The organism is Chryseobacterium taichungense (genome assembly GCF_900109935.1).
Lineage (GTDB): Bacteria > Bacteroidota > Bacteroidia > Flavobacteriales > Weeksellaceae > Chryseobacterium > Chryseobacterium taichungense.
The window spans coordinates 81465-108355 of record NZ_FOBV01000011.1 but is presented as its reverse complement, the minus strand read 5'-3'; the positions used below and the strand labels follow the sequence as shown (position 1 = coordinate 108355).

The following is a 26891-nucleotide window of genomic DNA, read 5'->3' as shown; positions in this document are numbered from 1 at the left end:
TACAAAAAAGTAAATAATTTGGGATACAAAACCGCAAAAAGGAGAATAGCTATGGAACTTCGAGATATGATTACTGCTATTTTAATCGTATTTGCAGGAGGGGATCCCACAAAAGTTTTCAAAACATAAAAAGGTCGGAATTTCTTCCGACCATGACTAAAATTGTATCGGTCTTTTTCTTTTTAAAGGGTTCTTTGTTTTTGTATAAGATTTCCCTGAATAACCAAAGCTCCCAATCCGATAATTACTTCCGCAATTCCTAAAATTCTCACAAGATTCGGTCCGCAGACAAGACATTCCGGTTCCGGAAAAGGCTTTTTGCCTGCAACGATGATCAGAACTCCGCCAATGATGATGATGACTACGATAAATGCTCTTAATAATGCTTTCATGATAATATAAAATTAGTTTTTAATGCCTACTTTTTTAGGATTTCGGCTTTCCCTTTCTGTCTTCCAAAATTGATTATAATTACCAGAAAATCAATACGTAAAATCACTATTTTACTACAGTGATTCTACGATATTAATCAAAGTAATTCCTCAAAATGGGCTTGTGTGATTTTAAGAGCTAAAAGATAAGCTTGAAGTTTAAATCATATTATTAAAAAACACTTTTGGGTCTCTTTTAAGTGAAGCGGCTTCGTGAAACTTATACACTAATAAGATCCAAAAAGCTTTGCGTGCTTTGTGTTCAAAAAACAATCAGTGAAAAACTTCCCCTTTATTACAGGCGCTTTAAATTTAAATAAAGAGATTTCACAGAATTTTCATTTTAATGTTGACCGTCTTTGTTTAAATTGTAATTTTGTGTACTCACAACGCAAATCTGGCAATGAACACTCCAAAGAAATTACAGGATATAAAAGTAGCGGTAGATGCCGTCGTTTTCGGATATTTTGACAAAGAAGACTTACATATTCTTCTTATTAAAAGAAATATTGAACCATTTAAAGGCGGATGGGCACTTCCGGGCGGACTGGTTCTTGATGATGAAAACTTGGATGATGCTGCAAAAAGAGAACTGCATGAAGAAGCCGGCATTACACCGGATTTTCTTGAGCAGCTCTACACCTTTGGAAATGTCGGTCGTGATCCCCGGAACAGGGTAGTTTCTGTAACCTATTTGGGACTCGTAAATCCTTCTTATCACCAGCTCACTGCCGATTCAGATGCCGATGATGCCCAATGGTTCAGCGTAAATAACCTTCCGGAGCTGGCTTTTGACCACAAAGACATAATTGATCTGGCCTTAAAGAGGCTTCGTACCAAGATCCAATATCAGCCGATTGGTTTTAATTTATTGAATGAAGAATTCCCGTTTTCAGATCTCGAAAATCTCTACAAAACCATTATCGGACAGGAAATAGACCGTCGGAATTTCCGGAAAAAAATCATGAGCTATGGACTGTTAAATGAAACTGAAAACGTCAAAAAAGAAGGGAGCGGCAGGCCTGGAAAACTATTTACCTTTAACCAGGAAAAATATAAAGAACTGGAAGAGCAGGGATTTTATTTTGAAATTAAATAAAAAATATTCAGCGATCAGGAATATTTTAAAGATTTAAATACATCGTATTCGATTAAAAAAAAGTAGTCACACTTAGACTACTTTTTCTATGACAAATGTAAACAAATTCTCATTACCTCCAAATAATAATCCTTTGTTTTTTAATAGGTTAATTCATTTCGAATAGTAAATTCCCTTAAAAACTGGCCGTTTCAGAGGAAAAGAAACTGCCCTCGCTTTTACCATAAAAAAAGCAATTTATATTGATTCTTAATTCATTGCTCTTAAAAGTAGTCTAAGTGTGACTACTTTTTTAAGCACAATGAAACTACAAATGATGACCCTTTCCCAGCTCCCTCATTTCCTGCGTTTTAGCGTAAGGATGCTGTGCTTGCAGGTATTTTTCATTGCTAGTTTCATCAATTCTCAGACTTCTTTTTCTTACTCCGACTCAACACTTTTTGTCTCTGAAGATTCTTATCTCTACATTGAATCACCGGTTGAGATCTCCAATACTGTGTTTCTGTCAGAAGACAATCAAGCAACAGTAAGACCGTATAATACGACTAAACATAAATCTTTTTTAAAGCTAAAATCTTCTTCCATAAGCAAAAATACTTTTACCGAATCAGATCAGGTGAGCTTTACGGTTCCAAAGAGTTCACATTATCTTGGGAATTCAAAAAATTCTTTACAGGTAGCTGTTTTAGGAAGTTCTTTTCACGTAAAACAACAACACAAAATGTGGGACTCGGCTCAGAGAGTTTTCTTAAATATCAATCTTTCCAGAAAGAAGCTTATATATCCCCTTATTAATCATATTAATCTCTTAAAAATTATCTACAATCAATTCAGCCGCCCTCCGCCCATATTTTCGATATTTTATTAAACACAAATGAACACAAATATCTAAGCACAAATAACACGAATGCTTTAATCTACATAAAATTTCACACTCCATTTGTCATCCTGAAAGGATCTCAGCAAAGAATTTTCACACAAGTATTTGTGAAATTAGTGTTTAATCCATTAGTGTTAAAAGAAAAAAACAAACAAACCCATAAATACAACAAACAATGAAAAATATAATTACACTGGCTGTTCTACTCATCAGCCTCATTATTAATGCTCAGGTGGGGATTAATAACACTTCGCCCAAAGCAACCCTCGATATTACGGCCAAAACAAATAATGGTACCAAACCCGAAGGATTGATTGCACCCAGATTAAGTGGCGACCAGATCCAGTCAGGTGATGTGCAGTATGATACCGCTCAAAAAGGAGCGATCATTTATGCCTTGTCTGCTGCCACTTCTCCAAGTACTAAAACAGCTAATATTAACGCAGAAGGATATTATTATTTTGACGGAAGCTTATGGCAAAAGCTTTCTAATTCTTCAGTACCAGCGGTAGTTGTAACTTCATCAGCCCTTAATGGAGTTTATAAAGCAGGAACCGCCATGACTGTATCAAATACATTCACCGTTACTTTGACCAATAATTCTTTCAGTACAGCTACTATTGCATTCAGCACATCAGATCTGGTGCTTTCAGGGGTTACGGGACTTTCAGTCGCTTCGGTGAGTACAGCTTCCAGTACGCTGATTGCAGGAGCAAGTGTGACGGTAACTTATACTTTATCAGGCACTCCGGCTTCTTCAGGAACATTAGCAGCAACATGGACTAAACTTAGTTTAAGCTCAGTTAAAACCGCAATGGTTTCTCCCAATGCAGTATGTGCAAGCGGACAATGGAGCAGCGTAAGCCCTGCAATAGGAACTAATGGCCTACGTACAGGAACAACATACAGTGCAGTTTATTCAATCCCTTATACAATGGGAGCCGGAAATCTTCCTGCTGAATCTTATACGTCTAATGGACTAACATTTACGCTTACCAACACTAACCCTATTTCTTCATCAGGCAATCTGACCTATTCCATTTCGGGTACTTATACCGGTACAGATAAAGGGATGATATCGTTTACGACTCAGGCAGGATGTACCGTTAAATTTGGAGTAACATATACGGCTTCCTATTCATTTAACATTTCGTCTTATAATGGTGTTAGCAATGGGACATTTAATGTTTATCAAAGCTACTCAAGTAATGACCCGAGCCTTAATTATGCCAGTACAGTACCTAAATCCGTATGGGTTCCTTTAAATGGAAATTATATTACCACAGGGTCAGCATCTTGTACTATAACAGGTTACAATCATGGTTATGTAGATTTCTTTGGCCAACATTTACTGAGCGGGCAAAATGCCAATTTTAATAATAGTTCAAATCCTTTAACACAGAATACGTATGGTACATGGATTGAGGCATGTTATGGTTGTTCACCTATTACTACAACTAATGGTTCAGGAAGTTTGACGCTTACGTATATTCATCCATAAGAATTTAATGACAAATTTTAACAACCATTTAAAACCAATACAATGTCAGCAATTCTTCACCACATCAAAGCGTATCTGTACGATAACGTTTTAATCAAAGACAAGCCCAATGATTCACGGTCCGCACAGCCAGCGAGCGAAGCCTCAATGTTCAACAGATCTGTCAGGCAGCGGTAACAAGAGGCTTGCTTCGGTGCAAGCAAGGTGATTGTTAGGTAGCAAGCAAGGGTCTTACTTCGAGGCTAACAAGGTGCTTGCTAGGGAGCAAGCAACCGGCTTGTGATAAAATGCAATAATTTGCTGGAATTATGAAAGGTAATCATTTTAGTCAGTGAAAAGGATTCCTAATGAAAGAACTGACAATCCTTCTTTTAGTATAATGGTGCTCCGGTTTGGGAAAGATTCCCGGCCGGAGTTTTTGTGCCTTCGACTCAAGGAAAGATGACTTCCGTTCCGCTCAGCCGGCTTGAGTGGGAGGGTAGAAGGGTAGTTGTGTTTTAGAGTAAATGTGCGATTTATAGGGAACGACAAAAAGTAGTCGGCTGTCGGACCTGGGGCTCTCGAAGGGTCGCGGTACACTGCCGGCTTCGGTTCCACTTAGCCAACATTGTTATTTAAGTCATGTGAATAAGACTTACATCATAAAATCAACATTCATAACAGATAATAAATTTTAATCTCAGGAAATCAGTTGCTTATCTATTTTTAGTGTAAAATTAACGCAAATTAATTTGGAGATTAAAATCATATTGCTTTAAATTTGTGTAATAATAACACAATTAAAATCAGTTCTGATTAAAATGTTATTATATACTAAGTCTTTAACTAAAAATCTAAGTTATGGGAAGTACAAGATACGACATGGACGCTCGTTTCGACAGAGCAAGAAAGATGGGATATGCATCAAAAAGTGCAGGTGAAATTTTCACTCAGAATGCTAAAAGGAGGGCACATGAATCGATGAATCCTAACGGTATTTCTTTCCTTGAAGCCAGGGATTCATCCGTACATCCAAACTCATTCCCAATAATTTTAGGACTTGATGTCACCGGAAGTATGGGACATATTCCTTACAACCTGATTCAGGAAGGGCTTCCTAAACTAATGGGTGGCATTATCCAAGGCGGTGTTCCTGATGCAGCGCTTCTTTTCATGGGAATCGGAGATCATGAGTGTGATAATTATCCTTTGCAGGTGGGCCAGTTTGAGTCTGGTGATGAAGAACTGGATATGTGGCTTACCCGAACGTATATCGAATCCGGAGGTGGCGGAAATGCCGGAGAAAGTTATCTTTTAGCTTGGTATTTTGCCGCTTTTCATACCCGAACCGATGCTTTTGAAAAAAGAAATCAGAAAGGGCTGCTGTTTACCGTAGGTGATGAACCTTGCCTGAAAACACTTCCTGCATCTGTCATCAGAGAGATTATGGGAACAGGTCAGCAGACATTTACGCATAAAGAACTCCTGGAAGAAGCAAGAAAGAAATACGAGGTGTATCATATCAGTGTTTTGCATTCAGATCAGGCGATCCGGGCAGATCGCGGCTGGAAAGAACTTTTAGGGCAATATTGTGTTTCTATTACCGATTACAGGGATGTTCCGTATGTAATTAAGGAGATTGTCTGTAAAAGGTATAAAGAGGACGGATATGGAGATCAGCAGGGATGGAATCAGATTCAGATATTTTAAAATGAAAACAGCAGATATTGTTATAGGACTGGGATTCGGAGATGAAGGTAAAGGGATCACTACCGACTTTCTGGCAGCGAAAAATCCCGATGCTATTGTCATCCGGTTTTCAGGAGGACAGCAGGCCGCACATACTGTTATGATTGATGACCGTAAACATATACATTCAAGTTTTTGCAGCGGTGCATTACGGGGATTGCCTTCTTATTTTACGGAACATTGTACCATTCATCCTGTTTTTCTGTATAATGAATATCAGGAACTGAAAAAGAAAAACGGCAACACAACCCTGTATATTCATCCGCTTGCAAAAGTAACCACTCCTTTTGATGTTCTATACAACAGAAAAGACAGCAGAAATACGGAGCACGGAACTTGCGGAAAAGGAATAGGAGCTACCATGAAACGGCATGAAAGTCCCTACAGGTTATTTGCAGCAGATATGATTGCGCCCAGAGCTATGCTGATTGAGAAGCTTAAAGGCATCGCCTTTTACTACGGTTTTACAGAAGGAGAAAAGATCCAGAAAGCATTGAATGATTTTTTATATGCCATTGATCAGATAGACTGGAAGATTCAGGGCTATGGCTTTCTCAATTCATTTGATCATTTTATTTTTGAAGGCAGCCAGGGAATTCTGCTCGATATGGACCATGGTGTATTTCCGAATGTTACGTATGCTCATACCACTTCAAAAAATGCACATGAAGTATGCAGGAGAATAGGCGTTGAGCATATTGAAATGTTTTATGTCACCAGAGCTTATGCTACACGCCATGGAAATGGCTGGATGAGCAATGAAAAGCAACTGTCGTTGAAAAATAATGAAGAAGAAACCTGTATATTTAATGAATATCAGGGCGCATTCCGTACGGGAGAGCTGGACTATGATTTATTGAATTATGCATTAACTGTAGATGAAGGATATGGAACTGCCCAGCGGAAAAATCTGGTGATTACCTGCCTGGATCAGATCGATGAAACATTGAATTGGAAGAAACTTGAAACAAGGTTTGATGCAGTATTCGGATCATACTCACCATATTCTAAAGATTTTAAAATATTGTCGAATAATATTTAAATTCAGAAGGAAATTTTAAACAATGATTTGGACAGCCTAAAGGTTCCGCAAGAAAGACCTTTGCCTGTTTGACGATGAAGATTTGAATATAAAATTGAGACTTAAATAGAATGAAAATTGAAATAATAAAAGCAGATATTACGCGAATTCAAGCAGACGCTATTGTCAATGCGGCTAATTCTTCTTTACTCGGAGGAGGAGGAGTTGATGGAGCAATTCATCGTGCGGGAGGAAAAGAACTTTTAGAGGAATGTATTAAAATTCGAAACAGACAAGGCGGATGCAAAACAGGTGAAGCCGTTGTTACGACTGCAGGAAATCTACCCGCAAAACATGTAATTCATACGGTTGGTCCGGTTTGGAATGGTGACAAAGAAAGATCATCAAAATTATTGACCCAATGCTATAAAAATTCGTTGAAATTAGCAGAAAGTCTTGAAATAAAAACCATTGCTTTTCCCAATATCAGTACAGGAATTTATAGGTTTCCGAAAGATCTGGCAGCAGCTATTGCTATAGATGTGGTGAGTAATTTTAAATCAGAAGTCATAGAAAAAGTAATTTTCGTGTGTTTTGATGATGAAAATGAAGAAATTTATAAAGAATTACTGAATAACAAAGATTAAAAATAAACCAATGAAAAAACTAACCATATTAACCGGCGCAGGAATCAGTGCCGAAAGTGGAATAAAAACCTTCAGAGACGGCGATGGACTCTGGGAAAATCACAGTATCACAGACGTTGCCAGTCCGGAAGGATGGCGTAAAGACAGAGCTCTGGTATTGGATTTTTACAACCAGCGCCGCCGCCAGCTCCATGAATTTGAGCCTAATGAAGCCCATCAATTGCTGGCAGAGCTGGAAAAGTATTTCGAAGTTCAGATTATTACACAAAATATCGATGATCTTCATGAAAGAGTGGGTTCCACAAACATTTTACATCTGCACGGTGAATTGTTCAAATCCTGCTCATGTAATGATAAAACTTTGATTTATGAACAGAAACAAGACATCAAAATAGGTAATAAAGCGGAAGATGGAGCACAATTAAGACCTTTTATCGTTTGGTTCGGAGAAGAAGTCCCTTTAATGGTAGAGGCCACAAAACTAGCCAAAGAAGCCGATATATTTTTAGTCATCGGAACATCTCTGCAGGTGTATCCCGCAGCAGGATTGATTCATGACATTAAAGATGATTGTCTTTTAATTGTCATTAATCCCAATGAAACAGGCTTCGGCTATGGAGAAAGAGCCGTTGTAATGAAAGAAATCGCTACCAGAGGCATAAAGCTGTTGTTTGATAAGCTTTTCAGTCTTGCGTAAGAATTGTTGTAAAAGATAAAGATAAATCGCATTATCAGTTATAAAAGTATAAAAGACATTTCACTTAGGAAATGTCTTTTATTATGTTGTCTATTATAGTTTATTTCGGTAGTCCTCTTTTCAAAGCAATTTCTGCTCTTTTCACGGCGATTTTCTCTTTCCAGTCCATGTACTTCTTTTTGAAGTTCTTCTTCATGATATCATCAAATTTACGCTGAACGGTAAGGTTCCATAAGGAGTGTGCTTTTACGGCCCACGATTTGTCCCAGGCTCTTAAGGATATTGAGAAACTGCCGTCAAGATATTTCATCCAGTGCCACCATCCGGTCGGCATAAATAACGTATCTCCATGCTCAAGGAAGCATTCTATTCCTTCTACACCGTCTAATGCAGGAAACTTTGTGAAATCAGGATTTTCGATATCATAATCTTCCAGGGCGTACGTTGCATAAGGAATCTGGTACAATCTTTCTTTCCATTTGTAATCGAAAAGAAGGATATGTTTTCTTCCGTTAAAGTGCGTATGGAAAATGTGTGCCATATCAATATCATAGTGAAGGAAGGTTACAGAACCTTTTCCTCCGAAAAACATCGAAGGATATTTATCTAGAAACCCACCCATTAATTCTTTTGGAGCAATATAGTCTGCCAGTAATTTTTTGGCATGTTTAATAGGGTCAAAAAAGAAAATTCTCAGATCGGTAGGCTCTCTTTTGATAAGGTCTATATAGTCTCCGAACTTCATTTTTGCTGCAGAAGCATTAATGGGAGCAGCGGGATCAGCCTTGGAACTGTCATACAACGGAACCTCCACATCTCCAACCACTTCCTTCATGTAATCCATAGTCCATTTCTGGTATGCGGGCCATTTTCTTGCCATATTTTTAATTACCACTGGCTTTCTTGGCTTTAGATACTTTTCAATGAATTCTTCCTGAGTAATATCATCAACAATATCAATAGGCTTTAAATTGATTCCCATTTGTTTTAAAATTTAATGTTACAAAATTATTAAATAAAAATGTATGTTAACGGTTTTAAGGTTTTTTTAATTTATGATTCAAATCATTTTTTACTATTTATTCTAAATAAAATTTAAATATATACAAAAACGCCCTGTAAAGTATTACAGGGCAAAAACACAATAATGAACAAAAAAGATTCATTTTCACGCTAATATAAAAACTTTATTTTATAAAGCTAATCGTTAAAAAGTTGATAAAATATGACGGAACTAATCATTTTTAAAATATTTTTCTTTATCCGAAATATATCATGATCGTAAAAAAACAGTGAGCTTCGTTTTGTATAATATTTTTCTTTTAAAAAATATTTTATAAGTATATAAAAACTAATCAGGATAAATTAATTATAACTATTTTTGTAGTGATAAAGAAGATTTTAACTTTTCTAAAATTAATCAATCTTTAAAATTGTGTAACAAAAAGCTTTAACCATTAACTAATTGAGTAAATAGTAAATTATGAAATTAAGAATTACTTTATTCCTGATGATTCTTTTCTCTACATTTTCTTTCGCACAGAAAACAGTTTCGGGGAAGATCACGGATGAAGATGGCGTGGCAATCCCTAGTGCGAGTGTTACGATCGAGGAGCCAGGCAAAGATGCTATTCTTGCCTATGCAATTACCAACTCCAAGGGAGAATACAAAGTTACTTTTACTTCTGCAGAGTCTAATGTAGACCTGAAAGTAAAGGCGTTCAATCAAAGGCCATTAACCAAGCAGATCAGCAATAGTGATCAGACCGTAAACTTTAAGATGGAGGGGGAAGCTACCGAAATCAAAGAAGTGCAGCTGAAAACAAAAATGATCACGGCAAGAGGGGACACCATCGCTTATGATCTCAAAGCTTTCGACAGTAAAAGCGACAGAACGCTGGCCGACGTCATGAAGAAAATCCCGGGAATAGAAGTAAATACCGATGGTACGATCCTATATCAGGGTAATGCCATCAATAAGTTTTATGTAAATGGTAAAGACCTTATGGAAGGCGGATACGGGACAATCAACAACTCTCTTCCGAAAGATGCGGTACAGAAAGTTGAGGTTCTTGAAAACCATCAGCCTGTAAAGATTCTTCAGGATAAAGTGCCTTCTGATCAGGCTGCCATCAACATTAAACTTAAAAATTCCGTTACCATGACGGGTAGAGGTGAAGTAGGAGTAGGAGGAAGTCCTCTTCTATGGAACGTTAAATTAACGCCAATGTTTTTCGGGCAGAAAAGCCAGTGGGTCGTTAATTACAAAACCAATAATACCGGCGAACAGGTAGAAAATGAAGGAAATATATTGGCATTCGGAAACAGATTTGAGGGAAGAAGGATCAACGCTTCCCAAAACGACTGGCTGAATGTGGAAAATGCAGATACACCCAATCTTCCGGTTAAAAGATACCTAATGAACAGCGTGCATTATGTGTCTGCCAATTACCTTACCAATATCGACAAGAAAAAAGAATGGGAACTGAAAGCCAACGCCAATTACACCAATAATGCAGTAGAAAGGGAGTCGTATGCTAAAACAGATTATTTTGCAACAACAAATGAACCAGCATCAACAGTTACTCAAAATATTTTTAACAATTTCTATACAGATAAAGCAAAAGGAGAATTAATATTTACAAAAAATGCTAAGAAAGGATTCTTTAAAAATACAACCAGTTTTTCCCAGTACTGGAATGCAGACAGGGGAATTGCAGACAGAACAAACACAGTAGCAAATTCTGACAGGCATGGAGAGCAAGCTGTTGAATCTCCTACGACGTCCTTCCAGAACTCATTGAGCACCATTGTTCCGTGGAAAGAGAAAATGGTGAATGTATTATCTTATATCAGCTATCAGAACGACAGGCAGACCCTGGAAGTATCGCCTGCTTCGTATCTGCAGATTCCGGGATTCTTTACACCATACACGTCGGGTCTCGCCACACAAAATATGAGACTGAAAACTTTTGAAGCCAACCATTCTGCGAACATTGGTTTCTCTACAAAAGGATGGACATTTACTCCGGAAATAGGATTTAATTTTAAATCAACAAATCTGGTATCCGATCTTTCTAATGTACTGACCAATCTGCCAGCTATTGATGATCCTAACCCGGTCTATACTCCGATTTCGGCTTACAGCAATGATCTTACCTATACTACAGCAACGCCTTATGCGAGTGTCGGCGTGAATTATAAAAATGATTCCTGGATGATTTATGCAAACTTCCCGGTAAATTCAAATAATATAAAGGCAGATGATCCTGCAAGATCCGTTTCAAAAGATGTGAATAAAGTGACTTTTGAGCCGAATATTTTTGCACAATATACATTTGCCTCATTCTGGAAAGCTTCCGTAAATGCGAATATAAACAATAACTTTGGAGAGGTGAATACCGCATATTCAGGATTTATGATGACTTCACCCAACGGAATCAATGCGATGGATGCAAACAATCCGATACCTCAGAATAACAATAAATCTGCAGGGACAAGAATAGAGTACAGAAACCCTCTGAACAATTTATTCTTTAACGTTAATTACAGATTTTCCGATGCAAAAAGAAATCTGATCTCTTCTCCGATCAGAAACAATGCCGGATATACCATTATGCAGTATATTGAGCAGGATAATCATGTCTTAAATAACGGTTATTCGGCAGAAGTTGGAAAATATTTCCCAAAATTTAAAACCAATGCTTCATTAAGCTACAGCAATAATACCTCAAAATCTGATGCGTACCAGAATGGATTTGCATATACGAGTAGAAATAACGCTCAATCATATGGATTCAAATTCAACAATACCTATTTCAGTTGGATGAGTATTGATTACAATTTTAATATTTCCAGAACAAAGCAGGTGAGTAAAAGTAGTACTCCACAGCTTAATAATGAAAATTCAAGAAGCGGATTCAATCATAATTTAGGAGTTTTCTTATATCCTATAGAAAATCATACGATTGGATTTAATTGGGATCAGGTGAATACAAGTGCTGCCGAACAGCATTACAACAATGGCTTCTATGATCTTTCTTACCAGTTTACATGGGCTAAAAAGAAAATTGATTTTGAGCTTAAATGGATGAACATAGCCAATAAAAGAGTGTTTGAAACATACAATATAAATCCTCAAAGTATTTCTTACACCAGAATACAGCTTCGGCCAAGCCAGGTAATGTTTACTGTAAAATTCAACTTTCAATAAAAAAGCAAAACCAATCTCAATGAGGTTGGTTTTTTTATGTTTAAAAGGGTTTTATTTAAATTTCATTGTTCTCCTGCATCGTGCTGTAAAAATTTGGGAAACGCAGTTGTACAGTCGTTCCCTGGTTCTCATAAGAGCTTACAATAAGTTCACCATGATGCATTCTTACGATATTGCGGGCTAATGGCAGGCCGATCCCGTAACCTTCATAATTATGGGTATTGGAAGCCCTGAAGAATGGGTCATAGATCTTGTTCATTTCCTGTTGAGGAATTCCGATTCCATTATCTTTAATAATGATATAGACATCATTGTCAGTAGCTCCAAGGGAAACTTTTACCTGCTGGAAATCTGAATATTTACAACCGTTCTGAATAATATTGGTGACAGCAAGATGGAGCAGTTGCTCATTACCCTGTACCTTTAGTTTTTTAGGATTTTCAGGAAGCATGCTGATGTCGAGATAAATATTATTTCTTGAATCTATCCTTCGTAAAGTCTCAATCACGTCCCAGAGAAGCTGGTCTATCCTTACCTTGTCCATTTTCTGGATTTTACCGTCGAATCCGGTTTGCGCAATCATTAGTAATGCTTTGATCTTTTTATCGAGTTTTTCGGCTTCATCCAGGATGATTCCAAGGGTTTCCTTGTATTCGCTGTTGGTTCTTGATATCGAAAGGGCAACATCCGCCTCTCCCATAATGGAGGTTAATGGAGTTCTCAGCTCGTGTGAGACATTTCCGATGAGGTGATTTTGAGTTTCAAACGAAGTTTCGATACGGTTCAGCATATCGTTGAATGTTTCTACCAGCTCGTTGAGTTCTTTATTGTCGGGTTGCGGTTCCAGTCTGAGGTGAAGGTTTTCGGAACTGATTTCCTTTACTTTACCTGTAATTTTTAAAATTGGTTTAAACAAAGTTTTAGATAAATAAAAAGAAAAGATCATACTGAAAAACAGAGAGAGAACGATGCATGTTATTAATGTTCTTTTCAGAAAGCCGAGATAATAAACCACATAATGATTTTTGGCCGAAGCAATCGCGATATAGCTTTTATCATCATGACGGAAGGTCTGGCCTATGTAATAAAATTCCTTGTCATTGTAATTGGCCTCTTTATTTCTTACAATATTCTTGAAAAAAGATGCCGGAATATGAATTTCCTGAGAGATTTTATTGAAATTGGAATCGGCAGGAACGGCGAAAACATAGTCGCGCTCCATGGGAAGCTCTTCATCATTCAACCCGTTCAGAATATAATTTTCCGGAAGATCCAGATCATCCTTGCTTTTTTCAACCTGAATGATGGTGGTGGTACGGATTTTTAAGAGTTCATAAAACCTTTGGTGAGAAAAGTTGACAATCGAAAAATACACCAGACCGCTGAACAGCAGAATAATGGCTGTAAAAACCAGCATCAGGAGTACCATGGTCTTGGTTTGATTGGTGATGACTTTATTGAACATCCGTTATGGTTTTTTTAGAACATACCCCATTCCGATGACGGTATGGATGAGTTTGTTATCTTCCTGATTATCCAGTTTTTTCCTTAGGTAATTAACATAAACATCTACGACATTGGTTCCCAGTTCATAATTGACACCCCATACGGCATCCAAAATTTCCGCTCTGGAAATTACCTTTTCGGGATTATTCAGGAAATACATCAGCAACTTATATTCTGTTGAGGTGAGTGAGATTTCTTCCCCATTTCGGGTAACCTTTTTGGTATAATCATTCAGGATAAGATCTGAAAACTGGTAAATATGTTCTTGATCTACTTCCTGCTCATGAATTTCCGGAGTACTTCCGTTGTTGCTTCTTCTGAGCAGCGATTTTATACGGGCTACCAGTTCAATGAATTTGAAGGGCTTTACAAGATAATCATCGCCACCACTTTCCAATCCCAGTACAATATTTTCTGATGCTCCTAGCGCAGTAAGGAAAAGAATAGGGACATGTTGATTGGTTTTGCGAATTTCTTTGCAGACATCAAGTCCGTTCATTTCCGGCAGCATAATGTCCAGAATGACGAGGTCGAAATCGCTTGACTGTACAAGCTGAACACCTGTTTTCCCATCAAAAGCAACGGAAACTTCATACCCGTTTTCCTGAAGTCCTTTTTTGATAAAGGATACTACGCTTGTTTCGTCTTCGATGAGAATAATCTTTTTCATTGGAGTAAGGAATTATACAAAAATAGAAAAAAGATCGGAACTGGGTTTTTGGATTAAAGTGTAAAAACTTTCCTTATTTCCTTGTGCCTAAAATAATCATCCCTACAATAATCCCCCAGCTTATAAATATAAAAGGTAAAAGGCTTGAAATTCCGTAAGCAATAATTTCGTAATATAAGAACGTACTCCAGGAAGCTTCACGGGTATCAAAAATATTGCTGTTTACCATTATTGAAAGAATTGTAAAAAATATTATAATAATTATGACTAAAGCTTTTTTACTTATTTTAAAGAATTTGATAGTTAATAAAACAAACAACATTCCAATAAAGTTTAATGAATTTGTATATAAAACCTCATCTAAAAATGAGCATTCCATACAAGAAGAGGATAAATTATCCTTTAGAGAATATAAACTGATATAACTTTGCAGACTTCCTAAAATGTAAAAAACAACACAAAAAATAATAATTTTGATATAAGTCATGGTTTTACTTGGTTTATTTATTAATCCTTTTTGGGCAGGAACCGCACCAAAATCACATTTCTCCATAATAATAAATTATCTTCAAATTTATGAATATCATTATTATATGGGATAAAATCGTAGTCTTTGGAGGCGCATAAATTATTATTTCCCTGTCCATCCATCAGATACGTATTTCCGCTCGGATCTTCGATAAATACGCTGCCTTCTGCATCATTTAAGATAATCTTCGTCCCGCTCCGGGTGTGAATGACTTTTTTATCATTGCCTACTGTGTTATACGAACTCGTCTCAGTTCAATTGTAGTGTGTTCCCATGACAAAAGGCTTCTCCGCATTTCCGCTTTCAAAACCTACAAGTATTTCCTCGCCAATTTCAGGGGTAAAGTGAAATCCTTTACAAATAGAAAGGTTTAATTATTACTTATAAAGTGCCGTGCCGCAGTTGCTCCCCTGCTGAAACCATAAACATTGACTTTTAGATGAATATCTTCTTGTGGATAGTTTACTAGCTTCTTAGCAGCCTTAATACATCCTTTAGTAACTTTAGTTTCCAAACTTCCATTACCTGTGCCCAAATCTATATTTTTAATATTATTTTAAATCCTTAAACCAATTACCTTTCAACATACTGTTTGTCCATCCGAATATCCTGATACTATCTGTTTTTAAAGGTTGATTATTTAAAAATACTCTTACCTCTTTATTGTCTTGTGAAATCTTTATCTGCATATCTATTGTATTCCCAGCTTTTTTGAAAGCTTCATTAACTTCCTCCCAGTTGAAAAAAATATTTGCCTGAAGACGTTCTGAATCCTCTTTGCCTGTCTGCCAGAATACGTACAATTCTTGAGGAATTGCTCTTTCCTTTATTGGAGGATTTGAAACCCAAGGGCGAAGCATATTTTCCTGCTCCCCATTATAATACTTATTCATGATCTCCATCACTTCAAAGTGGGGATTTTCCGAAGTTACTAAAGGATGCCAATTATATCGGATCCGGTAATTATCCCATTGCAGGGGGGAGGCATCGGAGATATGTAAAATAGTTTTTTCCTCCTCATACCGTTCAGGGTCTATGCGATACATTTTCATGTGCATTTCTTTGGTTTTGGCGATTTCTGCAGGATTGGTAAGCGCCTTGGCCTGGTATCTTCCCAATTCTATCTGGGTAGTACCAAAACGTAACCATATCACTACCATTCCTTTGGGAGCAAAACCAAAGACTAAATCTGAAAAGCTGTCGTAGGACTTTTTAGGCTCAGAATTACCTGCTTCATATCCCCTTCCCAGTATTTTGTATTCCTATGTTCCCCCATATTGGTCATCCCACCTTGGGTAGGCGCGTTCCATATAATCTTTGATGGCGTCTATGGGGAAGTTTGCATCCAAACGATAGTAAGTGTCTTCATAACCTGCATAATAGGTAATATCAGCTCCAATAGGAGTGCCATACTGTTCTGTCCAGCCTTTTCCTGAATTACCCCATGTCCCGGAGCTTCCTCCATAAGGTAAACCTGCCGGGGTACCTTCCAAAGTCTTTATTTTGTCGAAAATAGGCTCTACCCTATATTTAGTAGCTGGAGAGGATATTTCTATCTCAAAGGCTAATCTTGGATCGTTTTCTTTCATTTGTTGACATTGTATGAGTTGGGTACAAAACGGCAGTGATAGTGTATATAAAAGTTTCTTTATTTTATCCATTTTTCCCACATCTATTATTTGTAAGAATCATTGAACTTATCATTGGTCTTAAACACCCTCATGCTATCCGTTAGTACAGGATGATTATCTAATAACACTTCAAAAGAACTGTTATCAGAAGCAATTTTAAATTCCAGCTTAGCTTGATTACCTACTTTTTTAAAAACACCATTGGTCTTTTCCCAATTAAAGTATGCGTATACCGTATACTGTTGATCTTTGCCTGTTTCCCAAGTGAAATTCAATTCTTTGGGGATGGCTCTTTTTTCATAAGACGCTTCATTAATCCAAGGACGGTAAAACACTTCTTGTTCTCCGTTGAAAAAATCCATCCACATTCTAAATAATCGCAATCCTCTGTTTTCTGAAGTGAAAATAACAGTGTAATTATACCTTGCCCTGTAGTTATCCCATTCTTGCGGGGAGGCATTGGGGATAAAATCTCTTTCTTTTACTTCTCTCCTATTCATAGACCAAGACGCAAAAAGTTTTTTTTCTAATTCTATGTCATCTTTAATTACTTCTGCTTGATAACGTCCTAATTCTATCTGCACCCCAGCTCCAAAACGCAACCACACCACTACCATTCCTTTAGGGGCAAAACCAAATACCAAATCACTGAAGCTATTATAGGGATTTATGGGATATGCAAATTCTTCATATCTGCCTGATCTTTTGTATTTCTGTAATGGTTCTTTATGAAATTCGGGAAGTGCTTCGCCGTTGGCATACGCCCGTTCCATATAATCTTTTATTTTTTCTACAGGAAAATCGGCATCCAGGTGGTAAAAGGTATCTTCATATCCTGCATAATAGGTAATATCTGCCCCTATGGGTGTACCATGCTGCTCTGTCCAGCGCTTTCCAGATTGCCCCCAGTCTCCAGAAGTACCGCCATAAGGTAAACCGGCATGGCTACCTTCTAAGGTTTTAATATGATCTGATACGAATTCTATTTCATATTTATTTGCTGGATGGGATATTTCTACATGAAATTCTGGTGTTTTATTCATTTCTTGGCAGTGAATTAAATTGGTAAATACAAATAAATAAAGCAGCAGCGTTTTTAGTTTATCCATTTTTCCCACATCTATTACTTGTAAGAATCATTGAACTTATCACTGGTTTTAAACACCCTGATGCTATCCGTTGGTACAGGATAATTATCTAATAACACTTCAAAAGAACTGTTATCTGAAGCTATCTTAAATTCCAGCTTAGCTTGATTGCCCATTTTTTTAAAAACGCCATTGGTCTTTTCCCAATTAAAGTATGCGTATCCCGTATACTGTTGATCTTTGCCTGTTTCCCAAGTGAAATTCAATTCTTTGGGGATGGCTCTTTTTTCATAAGAGGCTTCATTAATCCAAGGACGGTAAAACACTTCTTCTTCTCCGTTGAAAAAGTCCATCCACATTCTAAATAATCGCAATCCTCTGTTTTCTGAAGTGAAAACAGCAGCGTAATTATACCTTGCCCTGTAGTTATCCCATTCTTGCGGGGAGGCATCGGGAATAGCCAATTCTTTTTTCGCTTCTAAAAATCTCTCTTGGCTAATGCGATAGGTTTTGAGATATTTTTCTTTTATTCCTATAATTTCTTGCTTGTTAGTTATTACTTCTGATTGATAACGCCCTAATTCGATCTGAACTCCTGCGCCGAAACGCAACCACACTACTACCATTCCTTTTGGAGCAAAGCCAAATACCAAATCACTGAAGCTATTATAGGGATTTATGGGATATGCAAATTCTTCGTATCTGCCCGATCTTTTATATTTCTGTAGCGGTTCTTTATGAAATTCGGGAAGTGTTTCGCCGTTGGCATATGCCCGTTCCACATAATCTTTTATCTTTCCTACAGGAAAATCGGCATCCAGGCGGTAAAAGGTATCTTCATATCTTGAATAATAGGTGATATCTGCACCTATGGGCGTACCGTGTTGTTCCGTCCAACGCTTTCCAGATTGCCCCCACTCTCCAGAACTACTACCATAAGGCAGACCTGCAGCATTACCCTCTAAGGTTTTTATTTTATCATAAATAGGGGTTATTAGATATTTATTATTTGGGTGTGATATTTCCACATGAAATTCAGGTGTTTTATTCATTTCTTGGCAGTGAATTAAATTGGTAAATACAAATAAATAAAGCAGTGTTTTTATTTTATCCATTTTGTATATTTCTTTTTCGGTATTTAGCTTCCAAAGCACCTTCTTTTTTCGGGGCATTGTTTTGGGATTTGGCATCCAGTCCAACTTCGTTGGCTTTTACCGACCAGTGCAGGTAGCGATGGCGAAGGTCTTTCAGGTCTTGTTCCCCTACAAAATCCAAGTACGATATTTTTTTTATTTCTGCCAGGTATTCTGCAACCAAATGTTTTCCCGTTCCAAAAGCTATATTTTTAATATTATTTTAAATCCTTAAACCAATTACCTTTCAACATACTGTTTGTCCATCCGAATATCCTGATACTATCTGTTTTTAAAGGTTGATTATTTAAAAATACCCATACTTCTTTATTGTCTTGTGAAATCTTTATCTGCATATCTATTGTATTCCCGGCTTTTTTGAAAGCTTCATTAACTTCCTCCCAGTTGAAAAAAATATTTGCCTGAAGACGTTCTGAATCCTCTTTGCCTGTCTGCCAGAATACGTACAATTCTTGAGGAATTGCTCTTTCCCTTATTGGGGGATTTGAAACCCAAGGGCGAAGCATATTTTCCTGTTCCCCATTATAATACTTATTCATGATCTCCATCACTTCAAAGTGGGAATTTTCCGAAGTTACTAAAGGATGCCAATTATATCGGATCCGGTAATTATCCCATTGCAGGGGGGAGGCATCAGGAATTAACCTTGTCTGTCTAATTTCTTTTCTTGTTACTGAGATTGTTTTTGAAAACATAACTTTCTCTAAATCTTTGTCATCTTGTATTACCTGAGCTTGAAATCTTCCTAATTCTATCTGCTGAAAATAATTGTAACGTAGCCAAACCACTACCATCCCTCTAGGAGCAAAACCGAAAACCAGTGTAGAGAAGCTGTCGTATGATTTTTTAGGTTCAGAATTACCAGCTTCATAGCCTCGTCCAAGTTTTTTATATTCCTTTGTTTCCTCATACTGGTCATCCCATCTAGGGTAAGCACGTTCCATGTAATCTTTTATCTTATCTATAGGAAAATCTACGTTTAAGCGGTAAAACGTATCTTCATATTTTGAATAATATGTAATATCAGCTCCAATAGGTGTACCGTATTGTTCTGTCCAGCCTTTTCCTGAATTACCCCATGTTCCCGAGGTTCCTCCGTAAGGTAAGCCTGCCGGGGTACCTTCTAAGGTTTTGATATGATCTGATACAAATTCGATTCTGTATTTATTTGCTGGGGCACAGATTTCTACGTGAAAAGCATTTTTTTCGTCATTCATCTTTTGACATTCTACTAAATTAATAATCAGTACAAATAAAAAATATTTCATATTATCCATATTGTATTTTTCTTTTTCGGTTCCTTGCATCTGTTACAAAGCCTACCCGGGGACCCAGGCCTGTTTTGGTAACACTGGCAGACCAATGGAGGTATTGGTGTCTCAGCTTTTTAAGGTCTTCTGGCCGGATATAATCAAGATAACTTATTCTTTTCAGTTTATCTATATAATCCCCTGATGTATTATTTTTATTGTATTCTTGTATGTAAGTATTCCTTACTTCGTTACACGCATTCATATAACCAGTAAGCTGGCTATTGATTTTTATTAAAAAGAATTCTTGTATTTTATGATTATCATTAATTATATCTTCCAAATATTTCACTCCAAATTGTTTGGAATAGTGGAACATTGAGTTGAGCGGGATTTTGTCATAAGTATTATGCAGTTTTCTTCTGCCTTTTAGGAGAAACCTTGCATCTGATCCATGTATATGCGGAGAGAGCCTTTCTATCCATATTTCTTCGGGCTTATCGTTATACCAGCCTTCACTTATTAATATGTTCCGAAATTTTTCGCATTCCTTACCACTACCTTCTTCTTTATATAAATCTGATGTTTCTTCTGCCATCTCTACATAGCATCCCCCAATATCCGAATGAACTCCCGGTAAAGTAAAAGTAAGACCTTTAACACCAGCACTGTCGATATCCGTTAAATCAAAATTATCCCGAAATTCATCGTCTGCCGCCAATTGCAAGACAAAATGGGCTTTGTTTACAGCATCTAATCCCAAGTCTATGGTATCATTAGAATGGACTGGCCCAAAAGATGCCACTGTATCATATAGTCCCACAAAATTAAATGCAATTTCTACGGGATTCACATCGTTATGTAGCAAACACGCACCAAAATAGCCATACCTTGAAAGAAATGTATTTATACTTCCATCTTTGTCAGTAAAAAGATATATTTCCTCTGATCTTCCTCCATCATATGGAGGAGAAATCTGTATTTTTTGTCCCCCTTGGGTATAAGACATTCTGGCTGTTTTGGTTGCAATATGCAGAAAGTGTCGTGCTGCGGTTGCTCCACGGCTGAAGCCATACACATTTACTTTTAGGCGAATGCCCTTTTGTCCGGCATATATGCTGAGAGCTTTTGCTCCTTTTATACAGCCTTTTGTCACCTTGGCTTCTACTCCTCTATTTCCCATGCCAAATGGTATTCCTATATTATTTGGTAATGTTGTAAAGGGAAGAGATTCGCTTTTTAAATCTTCCGTACCAATACCTTCTATATATTCTGCAACTTGATTTTCCGCTTTCGGATCCAAAGCATCATAACCTCTTGCCACATTAGAATAGTCATTTGTATAGCTGTCATCTTCATGGTTAGATTCTGCATAGTCTTTCCCCGCTTCCGTATTGGTTTTATTATTCTGCGTGCCATCAAAAAAAAGGTTCAGGCTTACATCAATCAGATTACTAGGTGTATCATTGGGATTTAATTTTTTTGCATCTTGATATTTTACACCCGTTTCTTTTCCCTGCTGTTCTACAGAACAGGCTGTATTATGAACAATATTTTCTTTTGAAAACGCCAGATAATTACCCTTTATCTGTGTTTTTATTTTACCTTCTACAAAATATTCGATGCTCATTATTAATGGTTTTTAGATTTTTCACCACTATTATTTTGCACTTCTTTTTCTGCGTGATGCTCTATCTTGGATTCGCTGCTTATTTCCATTCCTTTCACGGCGATCGTCTTATGCTCTTTATCAGCATATGTTTCCATGTCACCTTTTACGTAATGGGTCATTTTTCCAATGACATTTGTGGTGAAATCAGAACCTACCATTAGCATATTTATCATCCCTATACTTACGTTTTTGTTCATTCCAACAGTTTCTGTAGAGTTCATTCCAACATTTGTATTCATATTTTTTCCCGCCGTAATATTTATATCTTCTCCCGCCGTAAAAGTCATATTCTTCGGTGCATTCACATTAATATTCCCCTGTCCATCCATCAGATACGTATTTCCGCTCGGATCTTCAATAAAAACACTTCCTTCTGCATCATTTAAAATAATCTTCGTCCCGCTCCGGGTGTGAATGACTTTTTTATCATTGCCTGCTGTGTGATAAGAACTCGTCTCAGCTCCATTGTAGTGTGTTCCCATCACAAAAGGCTTCTCCGCATTTCCGCTTTCAAAACCAATCAGTACTTCCTCGCCAATCTCAGGGATAAAGTGGAATCCTTTTCCAGCACCGGAATGTGGCTGTATCAGCCTGATCCATGGGGTCATCTGGTTTTTATCTTCCTGCCATGGAAATTGCACTCTTACTCTTCCCATTCCCATAGGATCGCTGTTATCGGTCACTCTTGCTGACTGCTCTTCTCCTATTGGTAAGGCTTCCGTATCTATGTAAGGAGCTGCGTTAAATACATCTGGAATTCCAACAAACTCGTTATAATAATCATCACCGCCTTCGTGAATATGTCTTATTTCTATGATACGATAGGTTTCCATTGCTCTGCCGTTGAGGTCTGAAAGTTTTGCGCGACCGCCTATTTTCAGGTTGGGATCTTTGCTTTTTCCTTTTACAATCAAGAGATTTTCGCGACGTTCTTTTTCCAGACACGAGGCTTCTTCAAGCTCTTTTTCTGAATCCGGACCAATTCCTGTATGGTTGAAGTACATCCTGGGCTTTTTAGAAAATATTTTTCTCGAACTGCTGATACCTAATGTCTGAAAAATATTTTCTTTAAATTCGGATTTGAGGTTGCTGTCCTTTTCTATCTTACCACCGATTTGAGCATCAAATGAAATATAACTGAAATCCTGTGCTCCTATTTTCAGATCAAATTCAACATCGATAAGATCAATATTTTCGCTGAGGTTGACGACTGGCTGTGTTGCTGTTCCAAAAATAAGTTTCTCTCCATTGTAATAGAAAAATTCGCCGTATCTGATCGCCAGTCTTCTGATAAAACCATAATCTGATTCTTTGTATTGTACCGTATAGGGTAATGAGCGGACGGTATTTGGAAGATCCACTTTTATCCGGGCTTCCTGAGGATAATCTTCATTAATCTGTTCGATGATCTCTTCCAATGTTTTATCTTCAAAACTTTGACAATCTTTGCCGCTTTCCATTAAAATACTCGGCGCATGGCCTGTGATATAAAGATTGCCATAGCCGCCTCCTTCATCTTTCTTATTTTTAATTCCGGTAATAATTCCAGAAAAGGACTGTCTGATTTGTCCGAAACGCCAGTAAGTAACAGTAAGAGTTTTCCCCAAAAGATTTTTGGAGTTTTCCATGACGATTCCCTCAAAGCTATCCAGTGCATCATCGGGAACGGTAATGGTAAAATAATCATGATCAGATGTTTTTTGAATCAACTCTACCGAATAACTGCTTTTGGTAAGAAAATCCTCCCCATCGAGAGTAAGAAGGCAATAAACTATCGGATTGGCGGAATCGTGAAGCCAGTCCCCGAAGGAACGCGCTGTCCCGACAATTGTGGGATTATCAAAATCTGGATTTTTCATGTATTTGAGTTTTGCTATTCATAATCTGATACGGATTCAGAAGTTTTTATTCCTTATTCTCTCCACATTTTCTCGTGAATGGCGCCATTGATATTCAGCTTTTTAGCAACCAGGTGCATCTCGATCTGCAAAGGTTCTTCATTGGAAGCATTGAAATGCTCAGAAAATTCTATACAATAAGCTTTCTCAAAGACCAACTCCTGTAGTTTGCTCATTGCATCCCGACGATAAAAGATAATTTTCCCGTTTTTTACCTGATTATGATCGAGCATCCAGCCTAAAAGTTCCGGATTTCCGGTACTTTCGATACGGATGATTATTTCTCCTCCTTTAGGAATTCCTTTTGGCTTGCCGGTTCCATCAACCGGTTGTGTAAACTTGTATTTACATTCCAGAATGGTATAGGTATTACCATCCAGTTCTAATTTTGATAAAAAAGACATGATTATTTAATTTGTCAATTGGAAAAGGGTAGTGCAGGAATTTGTTCTAATGAAAAAATGGATAATATACTCATCATCCATTTTATTCTGAAACTTATACCCATTCATTTTCGTAAGCGCCATTTCCCATTTCTATTTTTCTTGAAGAAATGGTAAAAGATTCGGTAAGCGGATTTTCTCCATCCGAGTCAAATTTCTCTTTATGTTTCACAAGATATGCTTCTGTGAATTTTAGCTCTTTCAATGTTGCTTCACTATCCCTCTTGAAGAATACTATTTTTCCATCTTTTCTTTCAAAAGAATTAGTCATCCATTCAAAAAATTCTGTGGATCCTGTTCCTTCTACCGTAACATCTATTTTACCTCCTCTTGTAATGGTAGATGGGCGGCCTGTCGTGTCTGTTTCCTGGAATAAGCCGTAATTTACATTTAATATGTTGTATTTTTTTCCGGCTACTTCTAATATTGCTTTAAATGACATAATTAAGATTTTTTTTGATTAATGTTTATAATGTATTGTATAAAATACCCTTCCGAATTCTTTATTGAAATCAGAAATAAATCGTTGATTATTTTATAGTTGAAAGGAAAATTTCGAAAGAAAGCTTATATAAGATATAAATTATCTTTAATAAACTGTGGTCTTGTCTGATTTAAAAGTACTTTCATTTGTGTTAAATAAATAATAGAGGGCCTATACCCATTCATTCACATGCTTGGCATTGCCGAGCTCAATTTCTTTAGCTGAAAGAACAAAAGCTTCGGTTAGCGGATTTTCTCCGGATGCATCAAAATTTTCGGTATATTTTACGATATAAGCTTCTTTGAATTTAAGCTCTTTCAATACGGCATCACTGTCTCTTTTAATGAATTTAATGCTGCCGTCTTTTCTTTCAAACGAATTGGTCATCCATTCAAACAGGTCGGTAGCACCTGTTCCTTCTACAATTAAATGAATTTTGCCACCCCGGGCAACGGAAGATGGTCTTCCTGTTTTGTCGGTTTCCTGTAGCATGCCAAATTCTACTGATAAAACGTTACGCTTTGTTCCTGCGTATTCTAAAATGGTCTTAAATGACATAATTGATATATTTATTTTAATTATTTAATATTACCAACAATGGAATATCCCTCTATTAAAGAGGATTACAATAGCCAAAAAGCTTTTTTCAAAATTAAAATTTATTTGTAGAATAACAAATTAAATTCATAAAAAATAGATAAAAAATTTATTATGTTAATATATAATTGATGTAATTGAATAATAATTGTTTAATATTTTATTTAATTATGTGCATTTTTAATATTTTAATAAACAAGACGTAAATATTCGTTTATGGTTGTCAATAGTTAGCAATAAACAAAAAAACACAGGAACAATTAATGCTCCTGTGCAATAAAAAAACACAAATTATGAAAAACTTCAGAGGATTTTCAGTGATCTATATCCCCCTCCACACTAATCAAAGCGCGATTCTTCAATTTATTTTTGTTGATATTCCGTATTCCACTCATTTCCTTCATCACCTTTATGGCCGTCCATTTTGATCAGGAAGTTCTTTGCTGGGAAATAAGGTTTCATATGAATATCAAGGTGTATACGGTCTTTTTGTACCGGATCCTGTTCAAATTTTCTGATTTCAAAATTTTCAATCAGCTTACCCGGACCGGTAATAGCGTCTAAAAATTTAACGATCTGATTCATAATCTCTTTTCTGGTAACTGCTGTGAAATTTTCGAAAGCTCTTCTGTTTAAAAAATCCATAAGCACTTTAGTTACATAATCAAATACTCTAACAACAGAATATGTCTGCAACCCCAGGTTATCACCATTGAATAATGTTTTTCCGGAGAAAGCCATTACTTTTCCATACTCATTGACCATAGGGATAAGTCCCATATTTTCAAGGTTGGCAATTTCGCTTTTTTTAAGGTCAAATTTTACACCTTCCACTTCGTTGATTCCACCAAACTTTTTTCCTGCAGTTACCTGTGACATCAGTGTTTTATAGACTTTTCCCGCCAATGCTCCTGATGGAGGAACGAATAAATCATCCATTTCATTTATTTCTTCAAATCTTCCTCTTCCTACCAGCCAGTTACAAGTCATGAGTATATTAGAACGATACATTTCTCCACCTGTGAGGTAAGACTGATCAAACATTTCCATCACATCGTCGGGCTCGTCAAGGTGTTCAAAATCTGTGACAAGCATTACTTTGTTTTCGTGGGCAATCTTCGCCCATTTTTCAACGACTGTATTAGATCCCAAATATCCCGGGATAACCAAAAGTCCATAATTGTTTTTCAGGTCAAGTCTGTCGTAGTTATCCGAAAGTTCAGCGTGAATGGTATCTATAAAACGGGTATTATCAAGATCTTTCAGTTGTTCCAATGTAGCATTTACTACAGTAATATTTTTTACTTTATCCGATTCTGTGTTTTTGTAAAACAGAGCTACTGTGCGGTAGTTACCTTCCAATTCCCGTGTGGCATCAACAGCTTTGGAAAGATTTTTAGAAAGTAATTCTTCCGCAGATTTCCTCTGATCTTCGCAGTGTGCTACCATATCGGGTAAAGAATCGCTTTTACTAATTACACCAGCCCAGAGCTCCAGTGTTTTTTTCAGTGTATCTCTTTCTTTTTCTTTACTTTTTTCGGTAAGGAAAATTTTTCTTCTTGCCTTTCTGTCCGGATTGATATTCTGAACGTTTTCAATGGATGTTTCCAAAAGATCAAACCCTCCGTAGCGGGCCATTTTCTCCAAAGATTTCTCCAAAGATAATGATCCTCTTTTAGGCTCCAGAACAGGAGCTTCCGTTATGTGTTGAGCTTCTTGCTGTTTTTGTGACATATCGATTTGTGTTGTTGG

The 26891-nt window shown here is 36.9% G+C and carries 25 protein-coding genes and 1 pseudogene; 8 read left to right on the top strand and 18 right to left on the bottom strand.

Annotated elements, in window-relative coordinates; genetic code table 11:
* Positions 1-182 precede the first annotated feature (182 nt).
* Positions 183-392 carry a hypothetical protein gene (locus BMW64_RS18630; RefSeq protein WP_090001899.1) on the bottom strand — a complete coding sequence of 70 codons (210 nt, stop codon included), beginning with the start codon at positions 390-392 and terminating at the stop codon, positions 183-185.
* 442 nt (positions 393-834) lie between these two features.
* Between BMW64_RS18630 and BMW64_RS18625 the strand changes: the two genes are divergently transcribed.
* The 7 genes from BMW64_RS18625 to BMW64_RS18595 all read left to right on the top strand — a co-directional run bounded on the left by BMW64_RS18625 (position 835) and on the right by BMW64_RS18595 (position 8004).
* Positions 835-1530: an NUDIX hydrolase gene (locus tag BMW64_RS18625; protein WP_090001897.1), complete on the top strand. Its 696-nt coding sequence runs from the start codon at positions 835-837 to the stop codon at positions 1528-1530.
* A 301-nt stretch (positions 1531-1831) separates the two neighbouring features.
* Positions 1832-2398 (top strand): hypothetical protein, encoded by a 567-nt coding sequence (locus tag BMW64_RS18620; RefSeq protein ID WP_143052734.1) that lies wholly within the window; start codon positions 1832-1834, stop codon positions 2396-2398.
* Positions 2399-2585: 187 nt separating this feature from the next.
* A complete protein-coding gene (locus BMW64_RS18615; RefSeq protein ID WP_090001894.1) occupies positions 2586-3911 on the top strand; it encodes a hypothetical protein in 1326 nt (441 codons plus the stop codon).
* Positions 3912-4751: 840 nt separating this feature from the next.
* Positions 4752-5600 (top strand): hypothetical protein, encoded by an 849-nt coding sequence (locus tag BMW64_RS18610; RefSeq protein WP_090001892.1) that lies wholly within the window; start codon positions 4752-4754, stop codon positions 5598-5600.
* The gene (locus BMW64_RS18605; protein ID WP_228400965.1) at positions 5560-6681 is read left to right on the top strand and encodes an adenylosuccinate synthetase; all 1122 of its coding nucleotides are present in this window, start codon (positions 5560-5562) and stop codon (positions 6679-6681) included. The genes BMW64_RS18610 and BMW64_RS18605 overlap by 41 nt, the downstream gene beginning before the upstream one ends.
* Before the next feature lie 110 nt (positions 6682-6791).
* Complete coding sequence (locus tag BMW64_RS18600; protein WP_090001891.1) at positions 6792-7307, top strand: O-acetyl-ADP-ribose deacetylase; 516 nt, start codon at positions 6792-6794, stop codon at positions 7305-7307.
* A 10-nt stretch (positions 7308-7317) separates the two neighbouring features.
* Positions 7318-8004: a Sir2 family NAD-dependent protein deacetylase gene (locus tag BMW64_RS18595; protein ID WP_090001889.1), complete on the top strand. Its 687-nt coding sequence runs from the start codon at positions 7318-7320 to the stop codon at positions 8002-8004.
* Between the two features lie 100 nt (positions 8005-8104).
* Here BMW64_RS18595 and BMW64_RS18590 read toward each other — a convergent pair whose 3' ends face one another.
* Positions 8105-8986: a cupin-like domain-containing protein gene (locus tag BMW64_RS18590; protein ID WP_090001887.1), complete on the bottom strand. Its 882-nt coding sequence runs from the start codon at positions 8984-8986 to the stop codon at positions 8105-8107.
* Positions 8987-9487: 501 nt separating this feature from the next.
* On the opposite strand from BMW64_RS18590, the gene BMW64_RS18585 reads away from it, so the two are divergent.
* Positions 9488-12217 carry a carboxypeptidase-like regulatory domain-containing protein gene (locus BMW64_RS18585; protein WP_090001885.1) on the top strand — a complete coding sequence of 910 codons (2730 nt, stop codon included), beginning with the start codon at positions 9488-9490 and terminating at the stop codon, positions 12215-12217.
* A 55-nt stretch (positions 12218-12272) separates the two neighbouring features.
* Here BMW64_RS18585 and BMW64_RS18580 read toward each other — a convergent pair whose 3' ends face one another.
* The 16 genes and pseudogenes from BMW64_RS18580 to BMW64_RS18510 all read right to left on the bottom strand — a co-directional run bounded on the left by BMW64_RS18580 (position 12273) and on the right by BMW64_RS18510 (position 26873).
* The gene (locus BMW64_RS18580; RefSeq protein ID WP_090001883.1) at positions 12273-13682 is read right to left on the bottom strand and encodes a sensor histidine kinase; all 1410 of its coding nucleotides are present in this window, start codon (positions 13680-13682) and stop codon (positions 12273-12275) included.
* Positions 13683-13685: 3 nt separating this feature from the next.
* On the bottom strand, positions 13686-14393 hold the full coding sequence (locus BMW64_RS18575; protein WP_090001881.1) for a response regulator transcription factor: 708 nt from the start codon (positions 14391-14393) through the stop codon (positions 13686-13688).
* Positions 14394-14466: 73 nt separating this feature from the next.
* Positions 14467-14946 (bottom strand): hypothetical protein, encoded by a 480-nt coding sequence (locus tag BMW64_RS20520; protein ID WP_143052733.1) that lies wholly within the window; start codon positions 14944-14946, stop codon positions 14467-14469.
* Positions 14947-14993: 47 nt separating this feature from the next.
* A pseudogene (locus tag BMW64_RS20975) lies at positions 14994-15278 on the bottom strand (phage baseplate assembly protein V); the annotation flags it as partial.
* Between the two features lie 195 nt (positions 15279-15473).
* Positions 15474-16172 (bottom strand): DUF2931 family protein, encoded by a 699-nt coding sequence (locus BMW64_RS18560; RefSeq protein WP_228400968.1) that lies wholly within the window; start codon positions 16170-16172, stop codon positions 15474-15476.
* A gap of 12 nt (positions 16173-16184) precedes the next feature.
* Positions 16185-16415, bottom strand: coding sequence for a hypothetical protein (locus BMW64_RS18555; RefSeq protein ID WP_143052732.1), 231 nt, complete (start codon positions 16413-16415; stop codon positions 16185-16187).
* Between the two features lie 182 nt (positions 16416-16597).
* Positions 16598-17662 (bottom strand): DUF2931 family protein, encoded by a 1065-nt coding sequence (locus tag BMW64_RS18550; protein ID WP_090001874.1) that lies wholly within the window; start codon positions 17660-17662, stop codon positions 16598-16600.
* A gap of 14 nt (positions 17663-17676) precedes the next feature.
* Positions 17677-18756 (bottom strand): DUF2931 family protein, encoded by a 1080-nt coding sequence (locus tag BMW64_RS18545; RefSeq protein ID WP_177175325.1) that lies wholly within the window; start codon positions 18754-18756, stop codon positions 17677-17679.
* Positions 18749-18916 carry a hypothetical protein gene (locus tag BMW64_RS20785; RefSeq protein WP_177175324.1) on the bottom strand — a complete coding sequence of 56 codons (168 nt, stop codon included), beginning with the start codon at positions 18914-18916 and terminating at the stop codon, positions 18749-18751. The genes BMW64_RS18545 and BMW64_RS20785 overlap by 8 nt, the downstream gene beginning before the upstream one ends.
* A gap of 76 nt (positions 18917-18992) precedes the next feature.
* Entirely contained in the window at positions 18993-20063 is a 1071-nt protein-coding gene (locus tag BMW64_RS18540) for a DUF2931 family protein (RefSeq protein WP_177175323.1), read from the bottom strand.
* A 1-nt stretch (position 20064) separates the two neighbouring features.
* Entirely contained in the window at positions 20065-21675 is a 1611-nt protein-coding gene (locus tag BMW64_RS18535; protein WP_090001868.1) for a phospholipase effector Tle1 domain-containing protein, read from the bottom strand.
* 2 nt (positions 21676-21677) lie between these two features.
* Positions 21678-23576: a type VI secretion system Vgr family protein gene (locus BMW64_RS18530; RefSeq protein ID WP_090001866.1), complete on the bottom strand. Its 1899-nt coding sequence runs from the start codon at positions 23574-23576 to the stop codon at positions 21678-21680.
* A 53-nt stretch (positions 23577-23629) separates the two neighbouring features.
* Entirely contained in the window at positions 23630-24019 is a 390-nt protein-coding gene (tssD, locus tag BMW64_RS18525; RefSeq protein WP_090001863.1) for a type VI secretion system tube protein TssD, read from the bottom strand.
* A gap of 94 nt (positions 24020-24113) precedes the next feature.
* The gene (gene tssD / locus BMW64_RS18520; RefSeq protein ID WP_090001861.1) at positions 24114-24500 is read right to left on the bottom strand and encodes a type VI secretion system tube protein TssD; all 387 of its coding nucleotides are present in this window, start codon (positions 24498-24500) and stop codon (positions 24114-24116) included.
* A gap of 213 nt (positions 24501-24713) precedes the next feature.
* Positions 24714-25100: a type VI secretion system tube protein TssD gene (gene tssD, locus BMW64_RS18515; RefSeq protein ID WP_090001859.1), complete on the bottom strand. Its 387-nt coding sequence runs from the start codon at positions 25098-25100 to the stop codon at positions 24714-24716.
* Positions 25101-25502: 402 nt separating this feature from the next.
* Complete coding sequence (locus BMW64_RS18510; RefSeq protein WP_090001857.1) at positions 25503-26873, bottom strand: DUF5458 family protein; 1371 nt, start codon at positions 26871-26873, stop codon at positions 25503-25505.
* Between the last annotated feature and the right edge of the window lie 18 nt (positions 26874-26891).

What these genes read in the sequence shown, in the direction of transcription:
- BMW64_RS18585 (WP_090001885.1), top strand. Translation starts at nt 9,488, where the DNA reads ATGAAATTAAGAATTACTTTATTCCTGATGATTCTTTTCTCTACATTT.
- tssD (WP_090001859.1), bottom strand. Translation starts at nt 25,100, where the DNA reads ATGTCATTTAAGACCATTTTAGAATACGCAGGAACAAAGCGTAACGTT.
- BMW64_RS18575 (WP_090001881.1), bottom strand. Translation starts at nt 14,393, where the DNA reads ATGAAAAAGATTATTCTCATCGAAGACGAAACAAGCGTAGTATCCTTT.
- BMW64_RS18530 (WP_090001866.1), bottom strand. Translation starts at nt 23,576, where the DNA reads ATGAAAAATCCAGATTTTGATAATCCCACAATTGTCGGGACAGCGCGT.
- BMW64_RS18630 (WP_090001899.1), bottom strand. Translation starts at nt 392, where the DNA reads ATGAAAGCATTATTAAGAGCATTTATCGTAGTCATCATCATCATTGGC.
- BMW64_RS18580 (WP_090001883.1), bottom strand. Translation starts at nt 13,682, where the DNA reads ATGTTCAATAAAGTCATCACCAATCAAACCAAGACCATGGTACTCCTG.
- BMW64_RS18615 (WP_090001894.1), top strand. Translation starts at nt 2,586, where the DNA reads ATGAAAAATATAATTACACTGGCTGTTCTACTCATCAGCCTCATTATT.
- BMW64_RS18590 (WP_090001887.1), bottom strand. Translation starts at nt 8,986, where the DNA reads ATGGGAATCAATTTAAAGCCTATTGATATTGTTGATGATATTACTCAG.
- tssD (WP_090001861.1), bottom strand. Translation starts at nt 24,500, where the DNA reads ATGTCATTTAAAGCAATATTAGAAGTAGCCGGAAAAAAATACAACATA.
- BMW64_RS18540 (WP_177175323.1), bottom strand. Translation starts at nt 20,063, where the DNA reads ATGAAATATTTTTTATTTGTACTGATTATTAATTTAGTAGAATGTCAA.
- BMW64_RS18620 (WP_143052734.1), top strand. Translation starts at nt 1,832, where the DNA reads ATGAAACTACAAATGATGACCCTTTCCCAGCTCCCTCATTTCCTGCGT.
- BMW64_RS18605 (WP_228400965.1), top strand. Translation starts at nt 5,560, where the DNA reads ATGGAGATCAGCAGGGATGGAATCAGATTCAGATATTTTAAAATGAAA.
- BMW64_RS18625 (WP_090001897.1), top strand. Translation starts at nt 835, where the DNA reads ATGAACACTCCAAAGAAATTACAGGATATAAAAGTAGCGGTAGATGCC.
- tssD (WP_090001863.1), bottom strand. Translation starts at nt 24,019, where the DNA reads ATGTCTTTTTTATCAAAATTAGAACTGGATGGTAATACCTATACCATT.
- BMW64_RS18550 (WP_090001874.1), bottom strand. Translation starts at nt 17,662, where the DNA reads ATGGATAAACTAAAAACGCTGCTGCTTTATTTATTTGTATTTACCAAT.
- BMW64_RS18535 (WP_090001868.1), bottom strand. Translation starts at nt 21,675, where the DNA reads ATGAGCATCGAATATTTTGTAGAAGGTAAAATAAAAACACAGATAAAG.
- BMW64_RS18600 (WP_090001891.1), top strand. Translation starts at nt 6,792, where the DNA reads ATGAAAATTGAAATAATAAAAGCAGATATTACGCGAATTCAAGCAGAC.
- BMW64_RS18595 (WP_090001889.1), top strand. Translation starts at nt 7,318, where the DNA reads ATGAAAAAACTAACCATATTAACCGGCGCAGGAATCAGTGCCGAAAGT.
- BMW64_RS18610 (WP_090001892.1), top strand. Translation starts at nt 4,752, where the DNA reads ATGGGAAGTACAAGATACGACATGGACGCTCGTTTCGACAGAGCAAGA.
- BMW64_RS18510 (WP_090001857.1), bottom strand. Translation starts at nt 26,873, where the DNA reads ATGTCACAAAAACAGCAAGAAGCTCAACACATAACGGAAGCTCCTGTT.
- BMW64_RS18545 (WP_177175325.1), bottom strand. Translation starts at nt 18,756, where the DNA reads ATGGATAAAATAAAAACACTGCTTTATTTATTTGTATTTACCAATTTA.
- BMW64_RS20520 (WP_143052733.1), bottom strand. Translation starts at nt 14,946, where the DNA reads ATGGAGAAATGTGATTTTGGTGCGGTTCCTGCCCAAAAAGGATTAATA.